Below are 26,991 nucleotides of genomic sequence, written 5' to 3' on the forward strand. Positions count from 1 at the left end.
TCAATGGCGAAACGAATCACGGTGGCAGGGCCGGTAGAGGGGCGCTGGAGCCTGCCGCAGGGCTGGTCATGGCGCCGAGCGAGGGACTTCGCGAAGATCGTGGGCGGCAGCACGCCTAAGAACGCGGCTGATCCGTCGAACTACAGCGACGACGGAACGCCGTGGCTGACGCCGGCCGATCTGTCAGGCTATTCCAGGCCGACGATCGGGGGCGGGAGACGTAATCTCGCCGGGCATGTCGTGAACCGATCAGCGCTGCTTCCGACCGGTGCGGTGCTAATCTCCTCGCGCGCCCCAGTCGGCTACTGTGCGGTCGCTTCAAACCCCATGGTGACGAACCAAGGTTTCCGCAGCCTGATTCTTAGCGACGATCTCGATCCGTTCTTCATCCGCTACTATGTCCTGTTCTCTCGCAAATATCTTGAGGATCATGCGAGCGGGACAACGTTTAAGGAATTGTCAGGAAGTGCCCTCGGCGACCTCGTGTTCCCGGTCCCGCCGCTCGATGCTCAGCAGCGGATTGTCTCCCGTATCGACGAACTGTTCGCCGAGATTGACGATGGTGAAGTGGCGCTGGCCCGCGCGCGAGACGATCTGGCGACGTGGCGCAAGGCGCTGCTCAAGGCCGCCGTCACCGGCGAGCTCACCGCCGACTGGCGCGCCGCCAGTTCGCTCCCCGAAACGGGCGCCGACCTCCTCGCTCGCACTCTGGTCGAACGCCGCGCGCGGTGGGATGAGGAGCCGCGCAACAAAAGCAAACGATACGGTTCGCCCACACCACCAAATCTCGTTTCGCTTCCAAACCTGCCGCAGACATGGACGTGGGCAACAGTGGATCAGCTGTCCACCCGGGTGACAAAGGGGTCGTCACCAGGTTGGCAGGGGTTCGACTACCAAGAAGACGGCATTCTATTTGTCCGAAGTCAGAATGTCGGATGGGGCAAACTGCTCCTTGAGGAGCGCGTATATCTTGATGCCGCGTTCAACGCGATTGAATCAAAAGCCATCATCCAGCAGGGAGATGTGCTGCTGAACATTGTGGGCGCTTCCATTGGTCGTGCTTGCAAGGCCGATATCAGGTTGAGCGGCGCCAACAGCAATCAGGCCGTTGCCGGAATCCGGCCGGTGAATTCAACGCTCTCGGACTGGATTGTTGCTTGGCTGGTCAGCCCGCCGGGGCAGGCGGCGGTTTTTGCCAATGTGGTGGAGACCGCACGGGCCAATCTCAGCCTTGAACAAGTTCGTGCCATTCCGGTCCCACTTCCTCCAGAGTGCGAGCGTGATGCCGCCCTCGCAACATACCAGCAGTCGATCGAAGCACAGGAAGCCATGGTTGCCGACGTCAAGGAAACGGCCGACGCTGCCAGTACCCTTCGCCAATCCATCCTCGCCGCCGCCTTTCGTGGAGAACTTGCATGAACGAACAGGCACTGGTCGCGAAGGTGTGGAACTACGCGCACGTCCTGCGCGACGATGGCGTCTCCTACGGCGACTATCTCGGCCAGATCAGCTTCCTCCTGTTTCTCAAGATGGACAAGGAGCGCGCCGAGGCGCTGGGCGAGGCGTCCGCGCTGCCGGCCGACGCCAATTGGGACGCGCTTGCCGGCCGCGCCGGCGAGGATCTGGAGCGGACCTATCGCCGCATCCTCGACACCCTGTCGAAGCGCACCGACATTGTCGGCACGCTGTTCCTGAAGGCCGAGAACAAGATCGGCGATCCCGCCAAGCTCCAGCGGCTGGTGACCCTGATCGGCGCAGAGACGTGGATGGGCCTGAACGTCGACGTGAAGGGCACGATCTACGAAGGGCTGCTGGAGCGCAACGCGGGCGAGGTGAAGTCCGGCGCCGGCCAATATTTCACGCCGCGGCCGCTGATCGAGGTCATCACGCAGCTGGTCGATCCCGAGCCCGGCGAGACCGTCCATGATCCGGCCGTGGGGACCGGCGGCTTTCTGCTCGCCGCATACGACCACATGAAGGCAAAGCCCGCCGCGAAGGATCGCCGCGTGGCCAAGGCGCTGCGTGAGGAGAAGCTGTCAGGCACCGACATCGTCGCCGAGGTGGTGCGCCTTTGCGCGATGAACCTGTACCTGCACGGGATCGGCGGCGCGACTTCCCCGGTCAACCAGAAGGATGCGCTGCTCGACCGCGGCGACAGATCATACGATGTGGTCCTGACCAACCCGCCATTCGGCAAACGCCAGTCGTTCCGCATCGTTCGCGAGGATGGCGGGATCGAGAGCGAGCGGCAGGATTACGTCCGGGACGATTTCACTGTCACGACCGGCAACAAGCAGCTCAACTTCCTGCAGCACATCATGTCGATCCTGAAGGTCGGCGGTAGCGCTGCGGTGGTCATGCCGGACAATGTGCTGTTCGAGGGCGGGGCCGGGGAGGCGCTGCGCAAGCGACTCCTAGAAGAGTTCGACTTCCACACCTTGCTGCGGCTGCCGACCGGTATCTTCTACAGCCAGGGGGTGAAGGCCAACGTCCTGTTCTTCGACAGGGCGACGCCGGGCACTGGCATCGCGACCCGCGACCTATGGGTCTACGACCTGCGCACGAACCAGCGGTTCACGCTGCGCGAGCGACCGCTCAAGCGCGCCGACCTCAATGACTTCGTGTCCTGTTACGGCACCAAGCATCGCCGCCACGAGCGGCAGGAGACCGAACGCTTCCGTCGGTTCGGCTATGCTGACCTGATCAAGCGCGACAAGCTAAACCTCGACCTGTTCTGGCTGAAGGACGCCAGCGCGACGGACCCTAACACGCTCCCGCCCCCTGACGAGATCGCTGCCGAGATCGTCGACAGTCTGGAGACGGCGCTGGAGAAATTCAGATTGGTCGCGGCGAAGCTCGCTCCCTCTCAGGCGGCCTAAGGGCAGACACGGCATCAGCAAGGACGGGTCGGGCCGGCCGCGTTCATCATCGTGATCGGATCTGCTGAGCCGCTCTATCGAGCGCGCTCCATCTGAGCGCTGCTCCACCCAAATCTAGGGTCATTCGGCGGTCCGAAGAAGTTCCGACCCCGCGTCCGTTAAAGCCTTAAGAAGTCAGTAAATCTTAGAAGTTATAGCGACCGACTATAACTTCTGGGGATCCCGACCCCTGCGGGGCCACCCCAGAAGTGTCGGTCGGGGCGAACCCCCGAGCCCCCTAAGGCAGGCGTAGACCATGAGTGGCTATCAGTTTGGGCATATCGCCACTTATAGCCGAAAAGGAAATTCGAACCACCGTTCCGTGTTCGAGATCTGCGCCGAGGCTGACAGGCTGCCCGGCCATCATCCCCACGTTGAAGTGCCGCTCGAGCCCACCCTGCTTGGCGGGGTGTTCCGCCCGGCCGAGGTGCCGGCCGAGATCGAGCGCCGCGTCGCCGAGGCGAAGGCTCTGCTGAAGGGGAAAACGAAGGCAACCCGGCAGGTCATCCGGAACGACACCCATGTCCTCGAGGCGCAGGTCTACTCCCAGCCGATCTATACGCGGGCCGCACCCCCGGATCACGACGGCGAGGATCGACCTTGCATGGACAATCCGGAGGACAGGGAGGCTTATCTCGTCTGGCGGGAGCTCACGGTTGCGTTCGCATTTGAGGAGGCCAGGCGCAGGAACCTAGAGGTCCTGTCGATCGTGGAGCACGTCGACGAGGAACATCCCCATGTTCATGTACTCTGCGTTCCCCTCAACCCGCAGCTGAATGCGAAGCTCTCGCACCCCGGGCATGTGGCATCGGCCCGTCGGCAAAAGCAGGCGAAAGAGCGAGGGGTCTCGCCAGCGAAGTCGAGCTCGCCGGAGGAAGCTCTGGCGGAACCGAAGCCGGTAAAACCCGGAGGCCGGAACGGGAAGCGCCGGGGGAGCGATATCGGTCGGAAGACGCCAATCCCAAGGTCCGGCGGCAGGAAGAAGAAAAAGAAGGGCGAAGAGCTCACCGAAAAGCAGCTCCTCAAGCAGATTGGCGATCGCGCGTATCGGGCCGCGATGCGGCAGTGGCAGACGCTCTATTATGAGGAAGTAGGGATCGACAGCGGTCTGACTCGGCACGGGCCGCGCCGGCTCCGCTGGTCGCGGGAGCAATGGCGCCACAGCAAAACAGATGCTGAGGCTGTGGCAAAGCTAAACAAGCGACGGATCGAAAACGAAGAACGAGCAGCCGCAGCAGAGGAGCGTCGGGACAAGGCGTTGAAGGAAGCGGCTGAGTTCGAGGCCTCGGTCCAACCCGGCTCCAAACTCCACGACAAGCTTCGTTCCATCGTCGACATGGCGCACGATGATCGGTCCGCCGTGCTCAGTGAGATTGAAGGGCTGCAACAGGATCTCGAGCGGGCCCGCCGCACGATCGCCGACGCGAACGAAGCCGATCATCGGCTTGCCGCGGCCCGCTCCGACGAAGAGGAGCTGCAACGCCGCCTCGCCGTCCTGGTGGAGCAGGAGCGCGCAACCGCTGCTCGGATTGCAGAAGCTCAGCCGCATTGGCGGCTGCCGAGGACGCCGAGCGGCGACGAGATGATGCAGAAAGCAAGGCTGCAGAAGCGGCAAAAAGGATGACGGTGTCGGAAGATGCTGCCAAGGCAGCCGATCAGCGCAAGGCCGACGCGGAGCGGGAAACATCCGCCATGCTGACCAGCCAGGCTGATCGAGAGGAAGCGTTGAACCGGCGCGATCGTGAGCTGAAGGTCGCCATGTCTGAAGCACAGAATATCAGAGCGGCGGCTGACCAGCAGATAAAGGATGCTGGCCGTGTCGCAGCGATGGCGGACGGAAGATTGGAGGCGGTCGACGCTTTGCTAACCGGCGACATTGACGTGAGAGCCGGCTCGATAGTCTTCTCAGACGGGGTTCCAGAACCTGTTCGACGGAGGATCCTCTCTGCCGAGGAGTGGGTGAAGGAGGCGGCGGCTCGGCTGAATACGCGCCTACAGGCCCGCGTCGTCGAACTTGGGCGCACAATGCGGGATGTCGTAATCGCCACGGTGAAAGCGTGATCCTCCGGGCTGTTGACCGGGATCACAGCGCGCAAGGGCCAGGCGCCAGCACTGGATCTCGACGGCCCCGAAGAAGCCAGAACCGGATTCATCGAAGTGGTTCGGGGGTGGTCGACTGTCGTGGCGACCGTTTTTGAGCAACTCCCAGATCACCGCGCTCTTATGGAGGTCGAAACCAGGGCAAAGGCCCTGTCCGCTGACCTAGACGCGGCGGAGCAGAGGGCCGCGGCGGATTACGCCAGCCGCCTCGCACAGTTTGCAAAGAAAAGCGGGAATGAGCTGAACGACTGGTAATGCCGCAAGCGCAGGTCGTCTGTTCGAGGATTCTGGAGATTGGAGCGGCGGATTGCCCGTCGTGCCCGTCATTCACAGCAACAGTGTGACCAATTCTCCGAAGATTACCTTTGGAGATGAAAATGACCCATACCACCACGCCGCCTGATAACGATCGTTTCGGCATCCCTGACGAACGCATCATCGATGTGATCCGAAGTCATGCCGGGATCTGGCGCGACGGCTGCTACGTGCCAACACGCGGCGAAGTGGCCGCAGCGCCAGCCACCAGGCTTTGGGGATGGCTGCTTGGCTGGTTCTGGGAAAGCCCCTCCGAACTGATCCCCACTGACGCGCAGGTAGCAGAGGTGGTGGCGATCCTCCGTGCTCGGCCCGACGCGGCCACGCCCGAGATCCAGGCAATCATCGCGCAAGCGCCGCCGCCTTCGGACGCCGAATAAGTGCGATGGCGCCGGGGGGGGCGGCGCCTCAATTGGAGGGAGCAGCCCTGTGGCTGAGCGAAAAGGATGAAAAATCTTGCTCGCGACCATCGAGCTCGGCCGTCGCGCGCTTTGAAACAGAAAGTCTAACCATGAACTACCAACCCGCCCTTCGGCCGAGCATTTCTCTCGACCCGATGCCCGAGCCCCGCACGGCGGCCCGCCGGCTGATGCTCGCCACCGCGCTCGTCGTCGACGGGCCCCTAGAGGCCGAGCCGGAGCGGTTCGACCCGCGTCTGGTCAACTGCCTCTACATGCCGCAGGCGAGCCTGATCATTGGCGGCACCGGATGCGAGCGTCCCCTCCTTCTTCGCGAGGCGGCCGATATGAGCGCCGCTGCTGGTCTCAACATTCTCATCGTCCGGGCCGGAGATGCCCCCGACCGGGTGACGTTCGACTTTCAGGGCGTCGGCGAAGACCATGCTCTTTGTGTCTACCGGATGTGGATGCCTCGCCCCAGCGAAGCGGCCTGGTTGATTCCCAGCGCCGGTGAGGAACGGTTCCTGCGTCTGACGCCGCTCGGCCTTGAGGTCTTCGACCGCGCCCCGTTTGCCGACGCAGGCGAGCGCCACCTCGGCTTGGTCAGGGGTAAGGAGTTCCTGTCCGTCGCCGTGAAGGGATGGTTCTAATGGCTGCCGCGAAAAAACCCCGGAAAGCGTCTTCGGCAGCTGCGACCGCGTCCGTGCCAGCTACCCTAGCCGAGCTCAAGCTGTTCCATGACGGTGCGGGTCGCAGCGAGAACTTCTCGTTCACCCGCGCTTACTGGGGGGAGGGTGAGGACCGCGAAAGCATCGCCGGACGGATAGACAAGAAGGTGCACCCCGTCCGTTCGGCCGGGGGCGAGATCCTGGCCTCGGCGGCAAAGGTCGACCTAATTTTACCGCTCGATGCCCCCCAGGAATATATGTGCCGTGACTATCTGGTTCGGAGATATGAGGAGACGTTGCCGAAGCACGAGGTGAATGCCTTCGCCCAAGTGACGATCCGCTTTCCGAACGCGGCCAACCTGATCGAGCCTTTCGAAATGGTCCGGGCTTGGGTGCGGTCCCACTTTGGTCAGGTTCCCGTCCTTATGGTTCTTCACGCTCCTCATTTGTGGGGAAGCTCGAACCCGGGGCATTGCCATTGCATCGCCTTTCCAAGGCGGATTAGTCGCTTGGGCTGGGCTGAGATCGAGCGGTCGATCGCGTCGGACGCGGGCCAGCGGGAGGCTTACGAGTCCTGGACCGCCTTCCATACGGCCTGGTTGAAGGCACGGGAGAGTTGAGGCGACGGGCCTTGGTGTCGGACCGGGTCTAAAGGCCCGGTCCACTCGTCCTGTGGGCCCGGACCGCGAACTCACCCGCGCGATGGCAACTCGAGCGTTCTAGGCGCCCGCACCAATACTAAAGAAAACGACCCATTACCCTCATACGACACCAGGTTCGCGAACTTGCATCTCCACGCGCAGGCCGGCAGTTGCGGCCATATTGACCAACGCGTCGAGTCCGAACAGGTCGACCTTGCCTCGAGACAGATCCGATACCCGCGGTTGGGTCACGCCAAAGACTTTAGCCGCTTGGGACTGGCTCAAACCCGTTCGAACAATATAGTCTTTGAGGGCTGCCATAAGCGCCGTGCGGAGCTTCGCGCTCTCGCTTGTGGCTTGGCTCGTCTCAAAAGACGTTGCGAGGTTAGGCTCAGTCACCACATCCGCCGATGGGTGTTTGTCTGCGCCAATATCCAAGGAGAACTGCTCGTGTCCGATTCCGGCGATCTTCCCAGCGAGCCCAATCTTTTCTTCCGCCTTGGCGCGAGCGTGATCTGACATGAAGGCGACGAGATGTTCTAAGCCCTTTTTGTCGGATACCGTGACAAAATCCTTCTTTTTGTTCACGAACACGACTGACTTCTTCTTTCCTTTGAGTAGCTCGATGACGTTGCTAAGCGTGCCGGTGCTTTTGCAGTCCCATACCATCAGACCGTAATCACTGTCTCGAGCCATTTCTAGATCTTTGGCCGTAAAATAGGCGCGCGTGCCCGTCTTCGCCTTCGAGACGACTCTGTGAACCGGCCATTCTGCGACATTGTTCCGGGGCGAGTCCCCGGTGCAATACACAGTCACCTTTTTGGCCTGATACCGTTTGAGGCATTCCTGAATTGAGGTGTCTGCGCCATCCGCGTCTCCCACGACAACGTGGAAGTCAGAACTCACAATTTTGTTGATCCTATCAGCCACTTTCTCATGCAGGCGGCTAATGGATATTGATCCGGCTATAAAGACAGTGGTCATGCCATCACTTCCATGTGATTGTAGCGGCGTAGATATGATTGATTTTTTTGTACGTGCGCAGTGTTCTGCAAACGGCGTCCATCGTGGCGCCAGTGTCAAAGAGATCGTCAAGGACGAGCGCGTTCCAACACCCTTCGTTGGTGATGGACGGATTGATGCTGAACCGTCCCTCCAGTGCAGCGTCCTTGGCCTCGCGGCCCTGCAGGTTCTTGAGCTGCTGGCTACCCGCGGGGGCGGGGGCCTTCACGATAATGTCGTCGAACACCGGCGTTTTCGTCAGCTTGCCGAGTTCGTTGGCGATCTCGTTGACCGGTTGGCGTGCTCGCACGGTGGAGGCGGGCATAGGAATAATAAGGCCGATCTTGCCGAACAACGGCAGCAGTGAGTGCTGCACCTGAGCAGCAAGCGGCTGCACCTGCTTCCAGTCGGCTCGATATTTCAGTTGGTATAGGGCCTCTCCAGGTTCGGAGCGCGTCGTGTCGAACCGTGGATGACCATACTCGTCGTCACCCAGGTAGACACTCGAGAGCGTATGCTTGTGGAGCGCGTAACCAAGGTCCCAACTGCCTTCGAGCTTCCGAACTTGAACCTGCATGACGAAGAGTGTTCCTTGCAGCCGTTTGAAACACCCGCCTGCCGGGGTCACACGGATATACAAAATCTTGTATGAGATGCAAGGGCGTCGGGGCGACGGCGTGGGTCTCGCCCGACCTTTGACGTGCCAGGAGCATCATCAAGAGGATTGACTGACCGCATAAGGTTGCATAAGGTTGCAGTATGTCACACAGCAGCACGCCCGATTTTTTAACCTTGGCCGATGCCGCTGAGTATGTTGGAGTCTCGAAAGACACGCTTCGGCGGTGGGATGCCTCCGGCAAGCTCAAGCCGGTGCGTCGCCCGGGGAGCGGCTATCGCTTCTATCGACGGCCTGATCTTGAGCCCTTCCGGCTTGAGTATCGGCGTGCCGAACAGGCTGCCGATGAGCCGGACCATATATTTCAGACTCTGACCGCGGACATTGAGGCAAACGCCAAGATTCGGGAGCCGCAGCAGGGCGCCCATCGGGCAGTGCGGACTCACTTCGAAGTCTCGAACGAGCCGGTGATCCTGCAAATTCCCGTTGGATGCGGGAAGACCGGCGTCATTGCGACATTACCCTTCGGCATCGCCAAAGGGCGAGCGCTCATCATTACACCGAACTTGACGATCCGATCCGGTGTCGCGGAGTCGCTCGACATCAGCAATCCCAAGAATTTCTGGCGGCGAACGGGCGCACTCCATGACTTTTCCGCAGGGCCATTTCGTGCTGTTTTGGATGGCGTCGATGCAAATCTCCACGACTGCAACGCAAGTCAGTTCGTCGTGACCAACATCCACCAGTTAGCCAGCTCGGCCGATCGTTGGCTCCCGCAGTTTCCGCCGAACTATTTCGATATGATCATGATCGACGAGGGCCATCACAATGTGGCTCCGAGCTGGTCGAAGGTCTTCGATCGCTTTCCGAATGCCAAGGTTATCAGCCTGACGGCGACGCCATTCCGGAGCGACGGAACTCGGCCGGTCGGCAAGGTGATTTATCGCTACCCGTTCACTCGGGCGATGGTGAAGGGGTATATCAAGCAGATCCACTCTCGGAACGTTGCGCCATCGGAGCTGTCTTTCACCTACCGAGACGATACGAAACGGCACACCCTGGAAGAGGTATTGGCCTTGCGGGAACATGCCTGGTTCCGGAGGGGCGTGGCGTTGGCGCCAGAATGTAACCGTCATATCGTAGACGCCAGCATCAAATACCTTCAGGAGCTGCGAGAGCGTAGCGGCTTCCGTCACCAACTTATCGCTGTCGCCTGTTCCGTCGACCATGCCCGTCAAGTGCGTGGATTGTACGAAGAGCGGGGCTTAAGGGCGGCCGAGATTTACGGCGAGATGGACCGCGATAGGCAGGAAGCAGTTCTCTCCGATCTCCGCAGCAGCAAGCTCGATTGCATCGTGCAGGTGCAGATGCTTGGTGAAGGCTTCGATCATCCGCCCCTGAGCGTCGCAGCGATCTTCCGGCCGTTCGCAAGCCTGTCGCCATACATCCAGTTCGTCGGGCGCGTGATGCGCGTCGTCCATGAGGCGAAGCCGGACCACCCGGACAATCATGCCTACGTAGTTTCGCATGTGGGGTTGAACACCGACGCGCATTGGGACGATTTCCGCGAGTTAGATCTTGATGACCAGGCGATGGTCCAAAAGTGGCTCGAAGCCGGCGATGATAATGGTGACGGGCATGGCTCAGGGGAGCCTCGTCGCTTCGACGTCGGGATGTTGGTTGATAACGAGATCGTCGGCTCGTTCATCAGCAGGTCCTTCTTGGACCCGGAGGACGATCGTGTCCTCGAGGAGATGCTGGATCACGAGATTGGCGCCGGCCTGCGCCTGCGCGACGTCGTCGCGAAGGACAAGCTTAGGGAGACGCTGCGCCGAAAGCAGGAGGAGTTGTCCCAGGTCAGCAGTGCGGGCGACCTTCCGGTGCAGCCCCAATCGCGGCGAGTTGGCGCACGAAAGCGGTTGTCCGAACGCACAGGCTCCGTCGTCGCCCGCATCCTCAAAGATCTGAAGCTCTCGCCAGTCGGCCGTGAGGTCGGTCAGCGAGACAAGACCGTCGCGGGGCGTGACAATCGGGCAGCCGTTACGTCGCTGCTGAACAAGGCGATCAACGACCATCTCGGGGTTGAATCCGGGAGCCGCGGGGCGCCCGGCGCGGGCGACAACGAGGACGCATTAGCCGCGCTCGATATGTTGGGAGACAACGTGCGTGACTCCCTAAAGAGGAAGAACAATGGCTAAAGTCAGGGACATTCTAATCGATGTGAAGATAGAGCAGGCGCAGCGCCGGCGTAAATGTAGAAGGAACTCTCAAATCATCGCGAAAGGCGAGTGGTGCCTCGTTGTTCGCACAAACGCGACCAACGACGACTACAGTTATAGCCGAGACGCCGCGAAGCCTATGCTAGATGCGGCCTGGGCAAAGCTAAAGGTCATCTACGAAGGGCTCGGGATGTCACCGCCTGGGAGCTGAAGGATGGAGAATGGGAGACGGGTACAACTTTCAGAAGCTCAAGGCCGCTATCTTGACGCTGAGCCGGGCCACGGATTGGGAGGTGGCCAAAAAAGAGTGGCGGCTTGTTGAGATCTCCGAAGCCGATGAGCCCGAGACCTGTCTGTGCGGTCATTTTCCGATCATTGAATTGTGCACCATCTCCAATGCAACAACGGCAAAATCGGTGGACGTCGGCAACGTGTGCGTGAAGCGGTTTCTGGGCTTCCGCTCCGATTTGATCTTCCAGTCTTTAAAGCGCGTCCGAGCCGACATGGACAAAGCGATCGGCCCGGATGCAACCGCATTCTTTCACGAACGCGGAGTCATCAACGATTGGGAATACCAGTTCCAGCAGAGCACTATGCGGAAGCGCAACCTGTCTGAGCGGCAGTTGGCGAGCAGGCGTTCAATAAATCGGAAAGTTATCGCGGCTGTTAGACGTCGGGGTCTATGAAAATCGACGCGTTTCCCCTCGGTCTTGGGCCCCCGAGCCATTCCGGCGCGGCAATAGTTTCCCTCTAGCCTGACCACGAACGCCTTGAGAAGGCACAGCCTGTGTTTAGTTCGTAGCGGCGGACGCGTTCAGGATCCGCCCCATGACTTCAACTGCCAGTCGCTCGCCTGAGCGGCAACCTCGACATAGCCGGCGCCGGTTAGGGCGTCACGAGCGGCCTCAGCTGCGGCGATTAGCTGGGCGGGCGCCGGATTGTCGACCGGCGTGAACCAGCCAAGGCCAGTCTCCCGCTTCTGCACTTCCAGCGGCACGATTGCATCGAACGCATCCTTAATGATTTCGAGTAGCGCGTCGTCGTTGCACAGGAGCTCGATGAAAACATCGCGATTGTCGTCGTAAACGAAGACATGCGCGTCGTAGACATAGGAGCTTAGGCTGATGGTAGTGGGCTGCGAAAATCGTATTCCGATCAGCATATCCGTATAGCGACCGAGCCCCGATCCGTGGAGGCTGAAGCCGTATGTCTCCGCGGCAAGGTCGACTGCCGGCGCAATCGAGAGTAAGCTGGTATAACCGGTCTCCACGAGAGACTTGTCGGTCCCTAGGCTTTCGGTCACCAGCGCCAGCGCGCGGCCGGACCGGTCTAACGCAACCCCGCCGCTGAAGCCGCCACGCGCCATGGTCGAGGCTATGAAGTGGCTCACGGGGGAGTGCCAAACTCGAACGACGGCGTTGACCTGCCCAAGCGCCGCGACTTGGACAGGAATAGTCGTATAAGGGATCGGCGGATAGCCGAGGATGACCACGTCGGCGAGAACGAGATCGTGCTCCTCAATGTCATATTCGGTGTGGCCGCTTACCGCGATTGCGGGCAGGGGGGCCTCGTCTAGGTTCACCCGGAATACTGCGACATCGAGATTGTCCGGCCCGAAATGGGGCCCGTCCACTATTGCCAAGACACGCGGCGGCATCACCTCGCCGCCGGCCTCACTGGTTAGTCGCGCCGATTTCGTCGTCGCCATTTCCTTGATGCGCATATTCTCAACGACATGCCGCGCCGTGACGAAAATCCCGTCGCCGATGTGGAAGCATGAGCCGATCCCCTCATCGCCGTTGGCGTCGATGACCGCCACATACGCAACTGCGCCGGCGGCGCGGACATAGGTCTCGTGAAAGGGACTCTTTTCAATCTCCATTAGGCGACCTCCTCCTTATGAGGGTCGGCAATTCGGCAGCATGGTCGGGCGACCGACGCCGAGTTTCAATGTAGCATTTCAGGGCGCGCTTGGAGGCGCAGGTGACGATCGTCCGGATCGTACGCCATGGTTAGCGTTTAGAGAAGCCGAAGCTCGATTTGAGTATCTACCTGCCGGGCGCGGCTAAACCTGCCGGTCTGAAGCCGACCACGTTCGGCTGCCCCGTACGTCCTTGATCCGCGCTCCCCTTCGTGCGAATCCTTACTTCCCGATCGCGGTTAGCGCCGCGCCGAGGGCCGCGACTGTAGCCATGAGCTGTAGCCACGGTTAATTCGCTCGGAAAAGTCGTTCGTAGTTTCAATAGCTTAGAGGGCTAACGGCAGATATTCAGTCTCCTGCCGCCCCAGCCAATCCTTCGTTAGCAGTTCGTAGACGCCGACGGGCCATCCGCAGATTCTCCTAGTCAATCCGCAACTTAGCATCGTAGCCTTGGCGCAGTGACGGTTGAGTCACGCGATTCCATGGGGAGGGGATGCGATGAAGATGAAGACGGGCACCGCTATGGCGCTGGTGCTGGCGCTGGTCGGCGCAGGGGTCGCTCAGGCGCAGGGCAAGAAGGTGATCCAGAGCGCGTCCGACGTACCGCCGGTGGTGATCGAGCTGCCGAAGAAGCCGAGCGAGCTTGCGGTCGAGGGCGGCGCCGGGTTCGATGCGGTCAAAGACAAGGTCGAGGCGCATGCGCTCGGGCTGCTCAACGATTATGAGATCAAGGACCAGGCGACGGCCAAGCAGGTGCGCGCCGTGCTGCTCCAGGTGGCGCTGACGGAGAACCGCTTCGACGATGCGCTGAAGCTGTCGGAGGAGATCCGCGCGCTGGAGGACAAGCCGGCGGCCAAGGCGATGGCCGGTCTGCTCAGCAACGCTTATGCGCGCGCCGCGCTGGCGGTGGGCGAGGACGATCCCAAGTTTCGCGCCGCGTTCCAGGCCGAGCTCGAGAAGACCGTCGGTGGCCTTGACTGGACGGTCGCGCAGGATGCGCTTCAGGCGATGCGCGGTCAGTTCCAGCTGATGAGCAAGGACGTGATGGTCGGCAGCCTGCAGGGCGCGTTCGACGCCAATGCGGCGGCCCAGAACATGAAGGTCGGCTTCGGCATGGGCGCCGGCGTGGTCGGATCGCGACTGGCGCTGACCGAGATCGTGCCGCTGAAGGAGACGATCTTCGCCGTGCTCGACAAGCGCGTGAAGGCGGAATCGGCGGCGGTGAAGGAGGATCGCTGGACGCCGCGGCTGGTCAAGCTCGCCCCCAGCGAGGTGAAGCAGCCGGTCACGATCGCGATCTGGGACGGCGGCTTTGACCCGAAGGTGTTCGGCGACCAGCTCTGGAAGAACGCGAAGGAAGTCGCCAACGGCAAGGATGACGACGGCAACGGCTATGTGGACGACGTTCACGGCATCGCCTTCGACACCGATTGGAAGCGCTCGACCGGAGCGCTCCGGCCGATGCCGGCCGAGGACCTCAAGGACATCGATGCCACGCTGAAGCTGGTGAAAGGCTCCCTCGACCAGCAGGCTGCGGTGGACAGCCCGGAGGCCGGTGCGCTCCGTCAGAAGATCAGCACGTTGAAGGCCGCGGAGGTGATGCCGTTCCAGCTGCAGATGGGCCGCGTCGGCCTCTATCTGCACGGCACCGCCACCGGCTACACGTCGGGCGAGGGCAATCCCGGCGCGAAGCTGATGCACGGCCGCTTCGACTACAAGATCCAGGCGGTCTCCGACCCGATGGACGAGAAGGTCGCCGAGAACCTCGCCCAGTACGTCCGCGACAATGTCGATTATTACAAGGCGAACGGTGTCCGCGTCGTCAACATGAGCTGGCGCATCACCGAGCCGCAGATCGCGGCGAGCCTCGCCAGCACCGAGCCGGATCCGGAGAAGCGGAAGGCGCGGGCGAAGGGCATCTTCGACACCGTTAACAAGGCGCTGGAGGAGAGCTTCCGCGGCGCGCCGGATATATTGTTCGTTGCCGGCGCGGGCAATGAGGACGAGGATGTGGACTTCGTCCGCAGCTTCCCGGCCGGGCTCAACCTGCCCAACGTGATCACGGTGGGCGCGGTCGACGTGGCGCTGCAGCCGGCGGGCTTCACCAGCTACGGCAAGTCGATCGACGTCTATGCCAACGGCTTCGAAGTGCCGAGCAAGGTGCCGGGCGGCATGCCGATCAACATCTCGGGCACGTCGCTCTCCGCGCCGCAGGTGACGAACCTCGCCGGCAAGATGCTGGCGGTGAACCCGAACCTCTCGGTTTCGCAGGTCCGCGCAATCATCGAAGAGACGGCCACCGAGGAAGGCACGCGCAAGCTCAAGGTGATCAACCCGACGGCGGCACTGGAGCGCGCCCGCAAGTCCTGATAGCGGGTCTGTTTGAAGGTCCCGCGGCGCCGGTGCGTCGCGGGACTTCGTTGCGTTTCAGAGTCTTGCGTATTCATGGCCCTCAGCATCGACATCGGAGAGGACGGCGCGGCTTCGGTGGGGGTCGACCTCGAGGAGCTGCTCGCCACGCGCCTGCTCGTCCAGGGCAATAGCGGCTCGGGCAAGTCGCATTTGCTGCGGCGGCTGCTCGAGGGCAGCGCCGAGCATGTCCAGCAGATCGTGATCGATCCCGAGGGCGATTTCGTCTCGCTCGGCGAGGCGTTCGGGCATGTCGCCATCGAGGCGAGCGCCTACAGCACCACCGAAATTGCTCGTATGGCGGAGCGGATCCGCGAGCATCGCGCTTCGGTGGTGCTCAGCCTGGAGGGGCTGGAGCTCGAGGCGCAGATGCGTTGCGCCGCCGCTTTCCTGTCGGCCTTGTTCGAGGCGCCGCGCGAGCATTGGTATCCGGCGATCGTGGTGGTCGACGAGGCGCAGGTCTTCGCCCCCGCCGTCGCCGGCGAGGTCAGCGACGAGGCGCGGCGGGCGTCGCTGGGCGCGATGACCAACCTGATGTGCCGGGGACGCAAGCGCGGGCTCGCGGGGCTGATCGCTACTCAGCGCCTCGCCAAGCTGGCCAAGAACGTGGCGGCGGAAGCGTCCAACTTCCTGATGGGCCGCACCTTCCTCGACATCGACATGGCTCGCGCCGCCGACCTGCTCGGCATGGAGCGGCGCCAGGCGGAGGTGATCCGCGACCTCGAGCGCGGCCAGTTCCTCGCCCTCGGCCCGGCCATCTCGCGCCGGCCGATCAAGGTGCGGATCGGCCCGGTGCGAACGCAGGCGCGGAGCGCCAGCCCCAAGCTGGTGCCGCTGCCGAGCCGCGAGCCGATCGACATGGCGGCGCTGCTCGCCGCCGACGAGGAGACGCCGCGGCCGGCGCCCCCCATGCCACCGCCACCGCGTCCGGTGGAGGAGATGATCCGGAGCATCGATGCGCCCAAGCCGGCGCTTCCTGCCGAACCGTCCGTTTCGGACGAGGAGCGGGAGGCGGTGATCGGGGGCGCCTTGCTGGAGATCGTGGCCGAGCCCGGCTCCGCCTATCAGCCGGCCGCCGCGCTCTATCAGGATTTCCTGCTGCGCTGCCGGATGCGCGGCGTCGGAAGCGCGGCGCTCGATCTCGGCAGCTTTCGCCGCCGCCTGGCTATGACGAGGGCAGGGGTGGAGGACGTGCCGGAATGGGAGGAAGCGCTGGCGATCGGCGCCGCGCTGCCGGACGAGATGCTCGCACCCTTCCTGCTGCTGGCGAAGGCGGCGCATGACGGCGCCGAATGCCCAGCCGATGCGCTGATGGCGGAGGCTTACGGCACCAGCTCCACCGGGCGGGTGCGCCGGCTTCTTTCCTATATGGAGGAGCAGGGGATCGTCGTCTCCCGCATCGATCTCGGCGGCAAGCGGTCCATTTCGCTGCCCCATCTCGGCTGGACCACCGCGCCCGCCCTCCCCGATCCGGAGCAGCCCTCGCGCCTGGCCCGGCCGGCAAGAAGGCGCTGATCCCCAGAGCCCCGCTCGCCCTGAGCTTGTCGAAGGGCTGTCCTTTTCTTCCTGCGCCAAACGAATGGGCAGGGCTTCGACAAGCTCAGCCCGAGCGGGATGAGGTTGTCAGGGCAGGAGCGACTCCAGCAACTCGCGCACCTTCGCCAGCCGCTCACCCTCATCCTCGATCCGCTCCTTGAGAAGCAGGCGGCCGTCCTTCTTCTGCAGGCCCGGCGCCTTGCCCTTGAAGCCGCGGCGCGGGGTGAGGGCGATTGCTGCCGGTCCGGCATCGACGCGCTCGATCCTTGCCTCGCGAGCCAGTTGGCGGATGCGGGCGAGGGCAAGCAGGGCGGCCGCTTCAGGTGGCAGGGTGCCGAACCTGTCCTCGAGCTCGTCGGCCATCGCGTCCAGTGCGGCTGCCGAGTCGAGCCGCGCCAGGCGGACATAGAGGTTGATCCGCACCTCCTCCTCGGGGATCCAGCCCTTAGGGAGGCGTCCGCCCGCTACGTGAAGCTCGGGCGTCCAATCGTCCACCGTTTCCCCGTGCGCCACGCGCAGCGCCTGCCCGAGCAGATGCTGGTAGAGGCCGAGGCCGATCAGCTTCATATGGCCTGATTGCTCCTCGCCCAGCAATTCGCCGGCGCCGCGCAGGTCGAGGTCGCGGGCGCTGATCGCGAAGCCGGCGCCGAGCTGGTCGAGCGCTTCCATGGTGCGCAGCCGCTTCAGCGTCGCCGGCGCGATTTCCGCGCCTTCCTCGGTGAGCAGCAGGAGATGGCCCCGCACCCGGCCGCGGCCGACGCGACCGCGCAGCTGATGGAGCTGGGCGAGGCCGAAGCGGTCGGCGCGCCAGATCAGCATCGTGTTGGCGCAGGGTATGTCGAGCCCTGCCTCGATGATGTTGGTCGCCAGCAGGATGTCGCCGTCGCCGGATGCGAAGCGCACCATTTCCTCGTCGATCTCGGCTGCGGGCATCCTGCCGTGCGCCACGCGGACGCTGAGGCCGGGCACCAGCTTGCCGAGCCGTTCCGCCATCGGCTCCATATCCTCGATCTGGGGCACGACGACGAAGCTCTGGCCGCCGCGCTTCTTCTCCCGCAGCAGGGCGGGCCGGACGCGTTCGGCCGAATAGCTCGAGACGGCCGTCCGGGTCGGCAGGCGCCGCGCCGGCGGTGTCGTGATCAGCGAGAGATCCTGCAGCCCTACAAGCGCGGTTTGCAGCGTGCGCGGGATCGGCGTCGCGGTCAGCGTCAGCACATGCGCGTCCCCGGCAAGCCCCCGCAGCTTCGCCTTGTCGGCGGCGCCGAAGCGCTGCTCCTCGTCGATGATCACCAGCGCCAGATCGTTGAAGGCTACGCCCTTGCCGGCCACCATCTGAGTCCCGACCACGACCTGGATAGACCCGTCGGCGAGCCCCTTCTTCACCTCGCGTGCTTCGGCCGCGGAGGAGAGGCGGGACAGCCCAGCCACCTTGATCTTCAGCCGCTCGAAGCGCCGGGCGAAGGTCTCTATATGCTGGCGGACGAGCACCGTGGTCGGCGCGACCACCGCGACCTGCTTTCCCGCCAGCGCAGCGATCGCCGCCGCCCGGAGCGCCACTTCCGTCTTGCCGTAGCCGACATCGCCGACCACCAGCCGGTCCATCGGCTTGCCCGAGGCGAGGTCGTCGCGCACCGCCTGGATCGCCCGAGCCTGGTCGGCAGTCTCCGAGAAGGGAAAGCCGGCGGAGAAGCGCTCATAATCGCGCACCGGCGGGTCGAGCACGGCCGCTTTCCGCTTCGCCCGCTCGGCGGCGAGCCCGACGAGCTGCCGCGCCGTCTCGGCAATCGTCCGGTCGAGCTCGGCGCGCCTTTTCGTCCAGCTGGAGCCGTCCAGCCGGTCGAGGGTCACGGCTTCGGCATCGGCGCCGTAACGCCACAGCCGGTCCGCTTCCTCGATCGGGATCAGACGCTGCGTGTCGCCCGCATATTCCAGCCGGATCGCATCGCTCTCCGCCTCGGCCGGGGTCACCGTCTCGATGCCGCGCAGCACGCCGAGCCCATGATCCTCGTGGATGACGGCGTCGCCGATGTGGAAATCCGCCACCTCCTGCGCGAGCGGGTTCGCGGCCGGGCCCGCGGCCGCCAAGGCGCGCCCGCCGAGGAGGTCGGCGGCCGCGACAACCATGAGGCCGGGTTCGGTCCAGCCCTGCTCCAGCTCGGCAGCGATGGCGACGATCTCGCCCGCATCGGCGGCATCGATCTCATTCCACAGCGTGATGCGGCGCGGCGCTTCGCCCAGCCGCCGTTCCATGCGGCGGGAGAAGAAGCGTAGGTCTCGCTCGGAGCCCGCTGCCACGATTCTGTCGCCACGCTCGCGCGCCTCCTTCAGCGCTGCGATGAATGCGCGTTCGGGACTTCGCGCCTGCACGAAGCGGGCGCCCGGCTGCTCGGCGCCCTCCAAGAGATCGATCCTGTCGCTTCTCTTCAGCGCCTGTCGCCACGCCCCTGCGCTGACGAGCCCGCGCTTCGCGCCCGCTTCTTCCGCCAGCTCGAGAAACTGGCCGCGGCGCGCCTCCGCTTCGGGGTCCAGAGCAAGCGAGGCGTCCGGCAGATGATCGAACAGGGTGACCGCCTCCGCACCGGGCTCGGGCTCGATAGCCGGGCAGATCTGGAGCGCCTCCAGTTCCTCATCCTCCTCGCCGAGCTGGGACACCGGATCGTAGGGGCTGATGCTTTCGATGCGGCCCTCGTCGAGGTGGATGCGCACCGGGCCGGCCGAGTCGGCGGGAAAGAGGTCGATCGCCGCGCCGCGGATGGCCAGTTCGCCGGCTTCGTCGACCCGCTCGTCGGCGAAATATCCGATCGCCTCCAGCTCCGCCGCCAGTTTGTCGACCTCGAGGACGTCGCCGGGACGCAGGGTGCGGAGCGGCGCCTCATAGGCACCGGGCGCCGCGATGCGCTGCGCGGCTGCCGTCGCTTCGGTCACGAAGAGGACGTGACCGGCGTCGCGTCCGTGCAATGCGTGCAGGGCGGCGAAGCGCCGACCGGCGATCGCAGGCGAGGAGGGGGCATTCTCGCCGGGCATCGTGTCCTGCGGCGGAAACCAGAGGACGAGCGCATCGGTCAGCGAGGCGGCCGCATTGGCGATGGCTTCGGCGCGCTGCTCGCTCGACGCGACATAGAGCACGTCGCCATCTTCCACGGCTGCGAGCAGGCGCGCCAGCGTCGGCCCCAAGACGGCATCCTTGGTGGCGGGCGCGTCGCCGTCGCGATCGGCATCGGTCGCGCGATCGGCTGCAGTGTCGAGAAGCATGGTGGAGGAGTGTCCTGGCAAGAACCTGCCCAACCCGCATTGTCGCCCGACGTTCCGCGACGGCTGGACGAAGCCGGGGCTGCCGCCTTAGGGGCAACGTCATGGCAGCTTCGGGCACGATCAGGGTGGGCATCGGCGGCTGGGACTTCGATCCCTGGCGGGGGACCTTCTTCCCGGCGGGCCTGCCGAAGACGAAGCAGCTCGAATATGCGGCGAGCCAACTCACCGCGACCGAGATCAACGCGACCTATTACAAGCTCCAGAAGCCGGAGCTGTTCGCCAAATGGGCGAAGGCGGTGCCGGACGGCTTCAAATTCGCGATCAAGGCGTCGCGCTTCTGCACCAACCGCAAGGTGCTCGGCGAAGGCGGCGAGGGGATCGAGCGCTTCTGCGCGCAAGGGCTGACGGAGCTCGGCGACAAATTGGGACCGATCCTCTGGCAGTTCATGGGCACAAAGCAGTTCGACCCGGAGGATTTCCAGGCCTTCCTGAACCTGCTCCCGAAGAGCCAGGACCGCGTCAAGCTCCAGCACGTCGTCGAGCCGCGTCACGAGAGCTTTCGAACGCCCGAGTTCGTCGCGATGGCACGGGCGGCGGGCGTTGGCATCGTCTTCGCCGATGCGGCCGATTATCCCTGCATCCCGGACCTCAGCGGCGAGATCGCCTATGCACGCCTCCAGCGCTGCGTGGAGGAGGAGACGAGCGGCTATAGCGGGGAGGCGCTCGACCGCTGGGCGGATGCGGCCAAGGCTTGGGCCGGCGGCGAGAGCCCGCCGGGCCTCCCTTACGCCGCCGAGCCTCCCGCATCGGCACCGCGGGACAGCTACGTCTTCTTCATCAGCGGGGCGAAGGTGCGCGCGCCGCTCGCCGCCCGGGCGCTGATCGAGCGGCTATGAACCCGCTCTTCGCCGAGCTGCCGACGTCCATCTTCGCGCACATGTCGGGGCTCGCCGCCCAGCACCAAGCGATCAATTTGGGCCAGGGCTTTCCTGATTTCGGCTGGCCGCAGGACGTGCTCGCGAAGGCCGCCGATGCGCTGCTGACGGGCTCCAACCAATATGCGCCGATGCGCGGCCTGCCCGAGCTGCGCGAGGCCGTGGTCGCGCATTATGCCGGGCATCAGAATCTCAGCCTCTCAGTGGACGAGATCACCGTCACGTCGGGGGCGACCGAAGCGCTGGCCGCCGCGATCATGGCGCTGGTGTCGCTGGGCGACGAGGTCCTGCTCTTCCAGCCGCTCTACGACGCCTATCTTCCGCTGGTTCGCCGCGCCGGCGGCGTGCCGCGCCTCGTCCGCCTGATGCCGCCCAACTGGCGCATCACCGCCGAGGCGGTCGAGCAGGCGATCACCGACCGCACGCGGCTCGTCATCTTCAACAATCCGCACAATCCGACGTCGCGGCTGTTCGATCGGCAGGAACTCGGCGTGATCGCCGATGCGTGCCTGCGCCACGATCTCATCGCGCTTTCGGATGAGGTGTGGGAGCATATCGTTTTCGACGGCAAGTCTCACTCGCCGCTGTCCGCGCTGCCCGGAATGCGCGAGCGGACGGTGAAGGTCGGTTCGGCCGGCAAGATCTTCTCGCTGACGGGGTGGAAGGTGGGTTGGATCCTCGCGCCGGAGGCGCTCGCCCTGCCGATCTCCAAGGCGCATCAATTCGTCACCTTCGCCACCGCGCCCAATCTCCAGGCCGCGGTCGCCTACGGGCTTGGCAAGGAAGATGCCTATTTCGACGCGATGAGGCGGAATTTCGTGGCCGCGCGCGACAATATGATGGCAGCGCTGCGGGAGGCGGGCTTCGTGCCGCTGGCTGCGGAGGGCAGCTATTTCGTCTCGATCGACCTCGACCAGTCCGGCATCGCCGCCGACGACATCACCTTCTGCGAACGCGCCGTGCGTGAAGCCGGAGTGGCGGCGATCCCTGTTTCCGCATTCTACGATGCTGATCCCGCTACTAACGTAGTGCGGCTCTGCTTCGCCAAGCAGCCGGACACGATCCGGGAAGGGGTGGAGCGGCTGCGCACAGCAAAGGCCTTGTTCGGATGAATGGTTTCGATTCCCGCCGGGAGCTCGCCTCACTCTGGGAGCGGCTGAGGCTGCCGCCGCTTGGCGAGGGCGATCTCGAAGCACGCTCGCCGATCGACGGGCAGGTGATTGGCCGCGTTCGCTCCTCGACTCCGCAGGAGGTGGCGGAGGCGACCGGCGCCGCGCACGACGCCTTCCTGCAATGGCGCCTGGTCCCGCCGCCCCGCCGGGGCGAGCTCGTTCGCCTGTTCGGCGAGGTGCTGCGCGAGGAGAAGGAGCCGCTCGGCCGCCTCGTCAGCCTGGAGGCGGGCAAGATCCTCCAGGAGGGGCTCGGCGAGGTCCAGGAGATGATCGACATCTGCGACTTCGCCGTCGGCGCGTCGCGGCAGCTTTATGGCCTCACCATCGCGACCGAGCGCGCCGGACACCGCATGATGGAGACCTGGCACCCCTTGGGCGTGGTGGGCGTCATCTCCGCCTTCAACTTTCCCGTCGCCGTCTGGGCGTGGAATGCCTGCCTCGCCTTCGTCTGCGGCGATGCCGTCGTGTGGAAGCCGTCGGAGAAGACGCCGCTCACGGCAGTCGCGGTGCAGGCCCTGTTCGAACGCGCCATGGAGCGGTTCGGCGATGCGCCCGCGAAGCTGTCGGTGGTGGTGCAGGGCGGGCGCGAGGTCGGCACCGCCCTTGTCGATGATCCGCGCGTGCCTCTGGTTTCGGCCACCGGCTCGACGCGCATGGGCCGCGAGGTCTCGCCGCGCATCGCTGCCCGCTTCGGACGCCCTTTGCTCGAACTCGGCGGCAATAACGGGATGATCGTCACGCCCTCGGCCGATCTCGAGCTGGCAAGCCGCGCGATCACCTTCTCCGCCGTCGGCACGGCCGGGCAGCGCTGCACGACGCTCCGCCGCCTGTTCGTGCAGGACGGCATCTACGAGCCGCTCGTGCCGCGGCTGAAGACGATCTTCTCCACTGTCGCCGTCGGCAATCCGCTGGACAAGGGCACGCTCGTCGGCCCGCTGATCGACGAGGCGGCATTCGAAAACATGCAGGCGTCGCTGGCAAGGGCATCAGGGGAAGGCGGCATCGTCTTCGGCGGCGAGCGGCTCTACGGCAACAGCCTGCCTGACGCCTTCTACGTCCGCCCCGCGATTGTGGAAATGCCGGGCCAGACGACCGTGGTCGTGCAGGAGACTTTCGCGCCGATCCTCTACGTGCTGCGCTACGAGCGGTTCGAGGATGTGATCGCCCTTCACAATGCGGCGCCGCAGGGCCTCTCGTCGTCCATCTTCACCACCGACATTCGCGAGGCCGAGACCTTCATGGGCCCGGCCGGCTCCGATTGCGGCATCGTCAACGTCAATATCGGTCCGTCCGGCGCGGAGATCGGCGGCGCGTTCGGCGGCGAGAAGGAGACGGGCGGCGGCCGCGAGAGCGGCTCCGACAGCTGGCGCGTCTACATGCGGCGCGCGACCAACACGATCAACTACAGTCGCGAGCTGCCGCTCGCCCAGGGCATCGACTTCACGCTGCCCGACTAGCGGCAGGCGCGCCAGCCCATCGCGCCGCTATCCGCCTGGTCGAGGTGGAAATGATCGCGGTGCGCAGCATTGTAGTCGGGCGAGAGCACCGTCGCGAACAGCTTGCACGCACCGTCCCGCACATCGCGCAGGAAAGCGGCGCGCGGCCCTTCCTTCTCCCAGTCGCGGAGCACGGAGATGCGGGTGCCGTCTTCCAGGCGGAAACCGGCGATGTCGACGGCATTTGCGGTGGCGTGCTCGCTCCAGGCACCTTCCGAGCGGCCGTACATGCGGCGGCAGCTATAGCTTCCGAAATGGTCGATCGTGGCGACCTGGCTGCCGAAATGTTCGAGCGCCGCCGGTTGGACCACGTGCCACTCCCACAAGGCCAGGGCTGCCGCGACCGGACAGCTGGTGCCGAGATCGCGCGGCGCGAAGGCGATCTGCACGGCGCCGCCGGGGCGGAAGCGCACCGCATTCTCGTAGCCGCACTGTCCTCCCGGGTTGCGCGGAGGCAGGGCGTTGTAGCGGATGCCGGCGCGGCCCAGCAGAGCGCGGCACTCGTCGCCGCTCACCCCGGTCAGCTTGCGGCCGGTGAAGGCGCCGACCGGCTGCGTCAGGTCGAGTTCGGTCCACGGCAGGTCCTCGGGATGGCTGCGGGCATAGCCCCAAAGCAGCATGCCGGCGAAGGCGAGCACGCCAAGCAGCAGAAGAATCTTCAGAAAGCGGAGCATTTGCATCGATTTGGCACGGACGTTTGAAGGTTGTTAGGGTTGCGTCCATAAAGATGCTTTCCGTCGCTCGTGAAACGAGGTTTGCCGGAAAGCCATGACAGCCAGTCGCCTGGTCGCGCGCCGTATCGAGAAGGTCTGGGGGCAGCGCCATCTGCCGCCGGCATTCGGCACGGTTGCGGACGACGCCGCGCCCGTGGGCGAGATCCATTTCGAGGATCCGCACGGCGGCCGCCCCGAACTGCTCGTCAAATATCTGTTCACGGCCGAGCGGCTGTCGATCCAGGTGCATCCGGACGATGAAGCCGCCCATGCGCTGGGCTATCCCTGCGGCAAGGACGAGGCGTGGCTGGTTCTCGCGGCCGAGCCCGACGCCGAGATTGCGATCGGGCTCCGCCATGCGGTGAGCAAGGAGGAGCTGCGCGCAGCGGCGACCGACGGACGCATTGAGGAACTGGTCAACTGGCGGGCCGCCGAAGCCGGGGACAGCTATTACTCCCCTGCGGGCACCATCCATGCTGTGGGTCCGGGGCTGACGCTGATCGAGATCCAGCAGAATTGCGACGTCACCTACCGGCTTTTCGATTACGGGCGGCCGCGCGAGCTTCATCTCGACAATGCGATCAATGTCGCGACGCCTGGCCCATATGAAGCGCCTCCGCCGCCTTATGTGCTGGACGGAGCGCGCCAGATCCTTGCCGATGGCCGCGCATTCGTCCTCGAGCGCTGGCAACGCGGTGGGCGCGGAACTCTCTCGGCCGATCCGGCGAAACCGATCTGGCTGATGCCGCTCCGGGGCGGTGGCAGCATCGACGGTCAGCCGCTGGAGCCCGGCTCCGCCTGGCTGATCGAGGGCGATGTCGAGATCATGGTCGCAGACGGCGCCGACCTGCTCGTCTCCTATCTGGGAGCGGAGGTTCGCAGCTTCGACGCTATCCGCTTCGATCCGCCGCAGCTCATACCGCTTCAGCGCCGCCGCTATCGCGACGCGCCGCTGCGCAAGACCGCCTAGGTCCGCCGCGCCGTCTCCAGCAATTCGGCGGTGACCGGGTAACCGGCATCGTCGGGGATGCGGAGCCACTGAACGCCGTCGCGCTCTTCGATCCACGGCACGATCTTCTGGACCGGATGCCGCTCGGCATCGGCGCGCGCCTCCTCGAGGGAGGCGAAGCGCGCCAGCCGCTCGAGATTGCGTCGGGTCGGGAAGATGATGCGGGCGCGGCCGCTGTCGGCTTCGTCCAAAACGTCACGCGCCGTGGCCCACAGGATGCGAACCGCTTCCGCCTCGGCTGCGCTCGCCTCGGTCGGGCCGATCGGAGCCTCGGTGATGAAGAACATCGTGTCGAACCGCCGCGCTTCCTTGAAGGTCGGGCACCAGCGCGCAAGCGGCGTCAGTGCGGCGAGATCGAGCGACAGCCCGAAGGCGTCCACCAGGGCAGAGAACGGCGCGCCTTCCTCCAGCTCCTGGCGAAGCTGACTCGCCACTCTGCCGTCAACGCTCGCCCCAAGTGCAGGCGCTAGCCCAGTCTCCTCGATCGTCTCCCGGATCGCCGCGATCTTTGCCGCCATATGTTCGTCGCCGCCGCCGATGCGCTCGGCGAGGAGATGGTCGTCTGGATCGATGCGGCCGCCCGGGAAGACCAAAGCGCCCGCGGCGAAGGCCATGTTCCTGGTCCGCTCCATGAGCAGGAGCTTTGGAGCACCCCCGCTCGATGGCCGCATCAGGATGAGCGTGGCGGCGGGGATCGGGTCAGGGAGATCGGTCATCTGGCCGCTTCTTACGGCCGGCGGCCGAGGCCGTCCAATCGGCGCCGGGTTCCTCCCGGTTCGGACCTGCGCTCGCGGCCGCGATCGCGAGGCGGAACAGAAACCCGAGGAAGCTGCCATCGCCAAGCAGCGCCTCGCGCGACATGCCGAGGAAGCGCTGCGTCTCCGGCGTCCGTTTGATCGTCGCATTGGCAAGCATGTAGCAGAGACAGTTCCTCGCGAAGCGGCGCGCATGTGCGGCATCGGAACCGATCGTCGCAAGCTCGACCGTGTCGTTCCATGCGAGCGGCATCACCGCTTTGGTCGGCAACTGCGCGATCGGCACGGGCGCCCCAGCGACGGCGAGATCCATCGGCGTCGAGGCGAGGTCCAGCCAGCGGAACGGCGGCCCCTGCCTTATCCGCTCCACGACCCGCCGATAGTGATCGGCGATGACGGCGCCCCTCGGCAGCGCGGCCATGAAGTTGCAGCTCATATAGCCCTGCGGCTCGCGGTATCCGGCAAAGCCATGCTCCTCGGCGGCGGCCAGCACCAGGTCGAGACGGCGGAAGAGGATGCAGTCGGCGTCGATGTAGAGCCCGCCATGATAAGCGAGCAGATAGGCACGGATGAAGTCGGACTTGTGGTTGAGCGCCAGCGCGTCGATGTCGAGGCCGCGCTCGTGGACCCAAAGCGCGTCGAAGCCGGCGCGGTCGAGGACCCTCGCCTCCGGGTGGTGGCGCTTCAGGATCTCGAGGCAAAGCTCGATGTAGGGCGGCGCCGGTCCCTCCCAATAGAGCCAGACCGGAAGCTGCGACATGCCACTTCATAGGCCATTGTAGCGCGCCGCCGCAATCGCCTCTGCCACCATCGCCGATACTCAAGCCGTGACGAAAACCTAGCCGCTACATCAGATTGCGGCTGGTGGAGCTGAGGGGAATCGAACCCCTGACCTCTGCAGTGCGATTGCAGCGCT

23 protein-coding genes are annotated in these 26,991 nt (G+C 64.6%); 16 read left to right on the forward strand and 7 right to left on the reverse strand.

Annotation, left to right across the window (positions count from 1 at the left end; translation table 11 throughout):
• Positions 1 to 3: 3 nt before the first annotated feature.
• The 8 genes from AC5JBD_RS07590 (at position 4) to AC5JBD_RS07625 (ending at position 7,019) form a co-directional block, all read left to right on the forward strand.
• A complete protein-coding gene (locus tag AC5JBD_RS07590; protein ID WP_495721144.1) occupies positions 4 to 1,419 on the forward strand; it encodes a restriction endonuclease subunit S in 1,416 nt (471 codons plus the stop codon).
• A complete protein-coding gene (locus tag AC5JBD_RS07595; protein WP_495721145.1) occupies positions 1,416 to 2,879 on the forward strand; it encodes a class I SAM-dependent DNA methyltransferase in 1,464 nt (487 codons plus the stop codon). Before AC5JBD_RS07590 ends, AC5JBD_RS07595 begins: the two co-directional genes overlap by 4 nt.
• Before the next feature lie 295 nt (positions 2,880 to 3,174).
• Positions 3,175 to 4,542 (forward strand): hypothetical protein, encoded by a 1,368-nt coding sequence (locus AC5JBD_RS07600; protein ID WP_495721146.1) that lies wholly within the window; start codon positions 3,175 to 3,177, stop codon positions 4,540 to 4,542.
• Entirely contained in the window at positions 4,539 to 4,979 is a 441-nt protein-coding gene (locus AC5JBD_RS07605; RefSeq protein ID WP_495721147.1) for a hypothetical protein, read from the forward strand. Before AC5JBD_RS07600 ends, AC5JBD_RS07605 begins: the two co-directional genes overlap by 4 nt.
• A gap of 12 nt (positions 4,980 to 4,991) precedes the next feature.
• Positions 4,992 to 5,273, forward strand: coding sequence for a hypothetical protein (locus AC5JBD_RS07610; RefSeq protein WP_495721148.1), 282 nt, complete (start codon positions 4,992 to 4,994; stop codon positions 5,271 to 5,273).
• A 122-nt stretch (positions 5,274 to 5,395) separates the two neighbouring features.
• The gene (locus AC5JBD_RS07615; protein ID WP_495721149.1) at positions 5,396 to 5,713 is read left to right on the forward strand and encodes a hypothetical protein; all 318 of its coding nucleotides are present in this window, start codon (positions 5,396 to 5,398) and stop codon (positions 5,711 to 5,713) included.
• 32 nt (positions 5,714 to 5,745) lie between these two features.
• Complete coding sequence (locus AC5JBD_RS07620; protein ID WP_495721150.1) at positions 5,746 to 6,381, forward strand: hypothetical protein; 636 nt, start codon at positions 5,746 to 5,748, stop codon at positions 6,379 to 6,381.
• On the forward strand, positions 6,381 to 7,019 hold the full coding sequence (locus tag AC5JBD_RS07625; protein WP_495721151.1) for a hypothetical protein: 639 nt from the start codon (positions 6,381 to 6,383) through the stop codon (positions 7,017 to 7,019). The genes AC5JBD_RS07620 and AC5JBD_RS07625 overlap by 1 nt, the downstream gene beginning before the upstream one ends.
• 141 nt (positions 7,020 to 7,160) lie before the next feature.
• Here AC5JBD_RS07625 and AC5JBD_RS07630 read toward each other — a convergent pair whose 3' ends face one another.
• The gene (locus AC5JBD_RS07630; protein WP_495721152.1) at positions 7,161 to 8,024 is read right to left on the reverse strand and encodes a helix-turn-helix domain-containing protein; all 864 of its coding nucleotides are present in this window, start codon (positions 8,022 to 8,024) and stop codon (positions 7,161 to 7,163) included.
• Positions 8,025 to 8,028: 4 nt separating this feature from the next.
• Positions 8,029 to 8,670: a ComF family protein gene (locus AC5JBD_RS07635; RefSeq protein WP_495721153.1), complete on the reverse strand. Its 642-nt coding sequence runs from the start codon at positions 8,668 to 8,670 to the stop codon at positions 8,029 to 8,031.
• Between the two features lie 131 nt (positions 8,671 to 8,801).
• Here AC5JBD_RS07635 and AC5JBD_RS07640 point away from each other — a divergent pair, with 131 nt between their 5' ends.
• Both AC5JBD_RS07640 and AC5JBD_RS07645 read left to right on the forward strand, forming a co-directional pair.
• Positions 8,802 to 10,856, forward strand: coding sequence for a DEAD/DEAH box helicase (locus AC5JBD_RS07640; RefSeq protein ID WP_495721154.1), 2,055 nt, complete (start codon positions 8,802 to 8,804; stop codon positions 10,854 to 10,856).
• A 242-nt stretch (positions 10,857 to 11,098) separates the two neighbouring features.
• Complete coding sequence (locus AC5JBD_RS07645) at positions 11,099 to 11,563, forward strand: hypothetical protein (RefSeq protein WP_495721155.1); 465 nt, start codon at positions 11,099 to 11,101, stop codon at positions 11,561 to 11,563.
• Between the two features lie 128 nt (positions 11,564 to 11,691).
• On the opposite strand, the gene AC5JBD_RS07650 is transcribed toward AC5JBD_RS07645, so the two are convergent.
• Positions 11,692 to 12,759, reverse strand: a complete 1,068-nt coding sequence (locus tag AC5JBD_RS07650; protein ID WP_495721156.1) for a S1 family peptidase — start codon at positions 12,757 to 12,759, stop codon at positions 11,692 to 11,694.
• A gap of 537 nt (positions 12,760 to 13,296) precedes the next feature.
• Here AC5JBD_RS07650 and AC5JBD_RS07655 point away from each other — a divergent pair.
• Both AC5JBD_RS07655 and AC5JBD_RS07660 read left to right on the forward strand, forming a co-directional pair.
• The gene (locus AC5JBD_RS07655) at positions 13,297 to 15,168 is read left to right on the forward strand and encodes a S8 family serine peptidase (RefSeq protein WP_495721157.1); all 1,872 of its coding nucleotides are present in this window, start codon (positions 13,297 to 13,299) and stop codon (positions 15,166 to 15,168) included.
• A gap of 75 nt (positions 15,169 to 15,243) precedes the next feature.
• The gene (locus tag AC5JBD_RS07660; RefSeq protein ID WP_495721158.1) at positions 15,244 to 16,722 is read left to right on the forward strand and encodes an ATP-binding protein; all 1,479 of its coding nucleotides are present in this window, start codon (positions 15,244 to 15,246) and stop codon (positions 16,720 to 16,722) included.
• Between the two features lie 108 nt (positions 16,723 to 16,830).
• On the opposite strand, the gene AC5JBD_RS07665 is transcribed toward AC5JBD_RS07660, so the two are convergent.
• Positions 16,831 to 19,995 (reverse strand): helicase-related protein, encoded by a 3,165-nt coding sequence (locus tag AC5JBD_RS07665; RefSeq protein ID WP_495721159.1) that lies wholly within the window; start codon positions 19,993 to 19,995, stop codon positions 16,831 to 16,833.
• 101 nt (positions 19,996 to 20,096) lie between these two features.
• Between AC5JBD_RS07665 and AC5JBD_RS07670 the strand changes: the two genes are divergently transcribed.
• Genes AC5JBD_RS07670 through amaB form a run of 3 tightly spaced genes read left to right on the forward strand, consistent with a single transcriptional unit; the run spans position 20,097 to position 23,559 of the window.
• A complete protein-coding gene (locus tag AC5JBD_RS07670; RefSeq protein WP_495721160.1) occupies positions 20,097 to 20,891 on the forward strand; it encodes a DUF72 domain-containing protein in 795 nt (264 codons plus the stop codon).
• Positions 20,888 to 22,042, forward strand: a complete 1,155-nt coding sequence (locus AC5JBD_RS07675) for an aminotransferase (RefSeq protein WP_495721161.1) — start codon at positions 20,888 to 20,890, stop codon at positions 22,040 to 22,042. Before AC5JBD_RS07670 ends, AC5JBD_RS07675 begins: the two co-directional genes overlap by 4 nt.
• On the forward strand, positions 22,039 to 23,559 hold the full coding sequence (gene amaB / locus AC5JBD_RS07680) for an L-piperidine-6-carboxylate dehydrogenase (RefSeq protein WP_495721162.1): 1,521 nt from the start codon (positions 22,039 to 22,041) through the stop codon (positions 23,557 to 23,559). The genes AC5JBD_RS07675 and amaB overlap by 4 nt, the downstream gene beginning before the upstream one ends.
• Here the strand turns inward: amaB and AC5JBD_RS07685 are convergent.
• Complete coding sequence (locus tag AC5JBD_RS07685; protein ID WP_495721163.1) at positions 23,556 to 24,272, reverse strand: extensin-like domain-containing protein; 717 nt, start codon at positions 24,270 to 24,272, stop codon at positions 23,556 to 23,558. The two genes, amaB and AC5JBD_RS07685, sit on opposite strands and share 4 nt — an antisense overlap.
• A 94-nt stretch (positions 24,273 to 24,366) precedes the next feature.
• Here AC5JBD_RS07685 and AC5JBD_RS07690 point away from each other — a divergent pair, with 94 nt between their 5' ends.
• Positions 24,367 to 25,281: a class I mannose-6-phosphate isomerase gene (locus AC5JBD_RS07690; protein WP_495721164.1), complete on the forward strand. Its 915-nt coding sequence runs from the start codon at positions 24,367 to 24,369 to the stop codon at positions 25,279 to 25,281.
• Here the strand turns inward: AC5JBD_RS07690 and AC5JBD_RS07695 are convergent.
• Together AC5JBD_RS07695 and AC5JBD_RS07700 are read right to left on the reverse strand one after the other, a co-directional pair.
• Positions 25,278 to 26,036 carry an NUDIX hydrolase gene (locus AC5JBD_RS07695; protein ID WP_495721165.1) on the reverse strand — a complete coding sequence of 253 codons (759 nt, stop codon included), beginning with the start codon at positions 26,034 to 26,036 and terminating at the stop codon, positions 25,278 to 25,280. The genes AC5JBD_RS07690 and AC5JBD_RS07695 overlap by 4 nt on opposite strands.
• Positions 26,020 to 26,835 carry a glycosyltransferase gene (locus AC5JBD_RS07700; RefSeq protein ID WP_495721166.1) on the reverse strand — a complete coding sequence of 272 codons (816 nt, stop codon included), beginning with the start codon at positions 26,833 to 26,835 and terminating at the stop codon, positions 26,020 to 26,022. The genes AC5JBD_RS07695 and AC5JBD_RS07700 overlap by 17 nt, the downstream gene beginning before the upstream one ends.
• Positions 26,836 to 26,991 lie beyond the last annotated feature (156 nt).

The sequence above is a fragment of the Allosphingosinicella sp. genome (assembly GCF_059502505.1).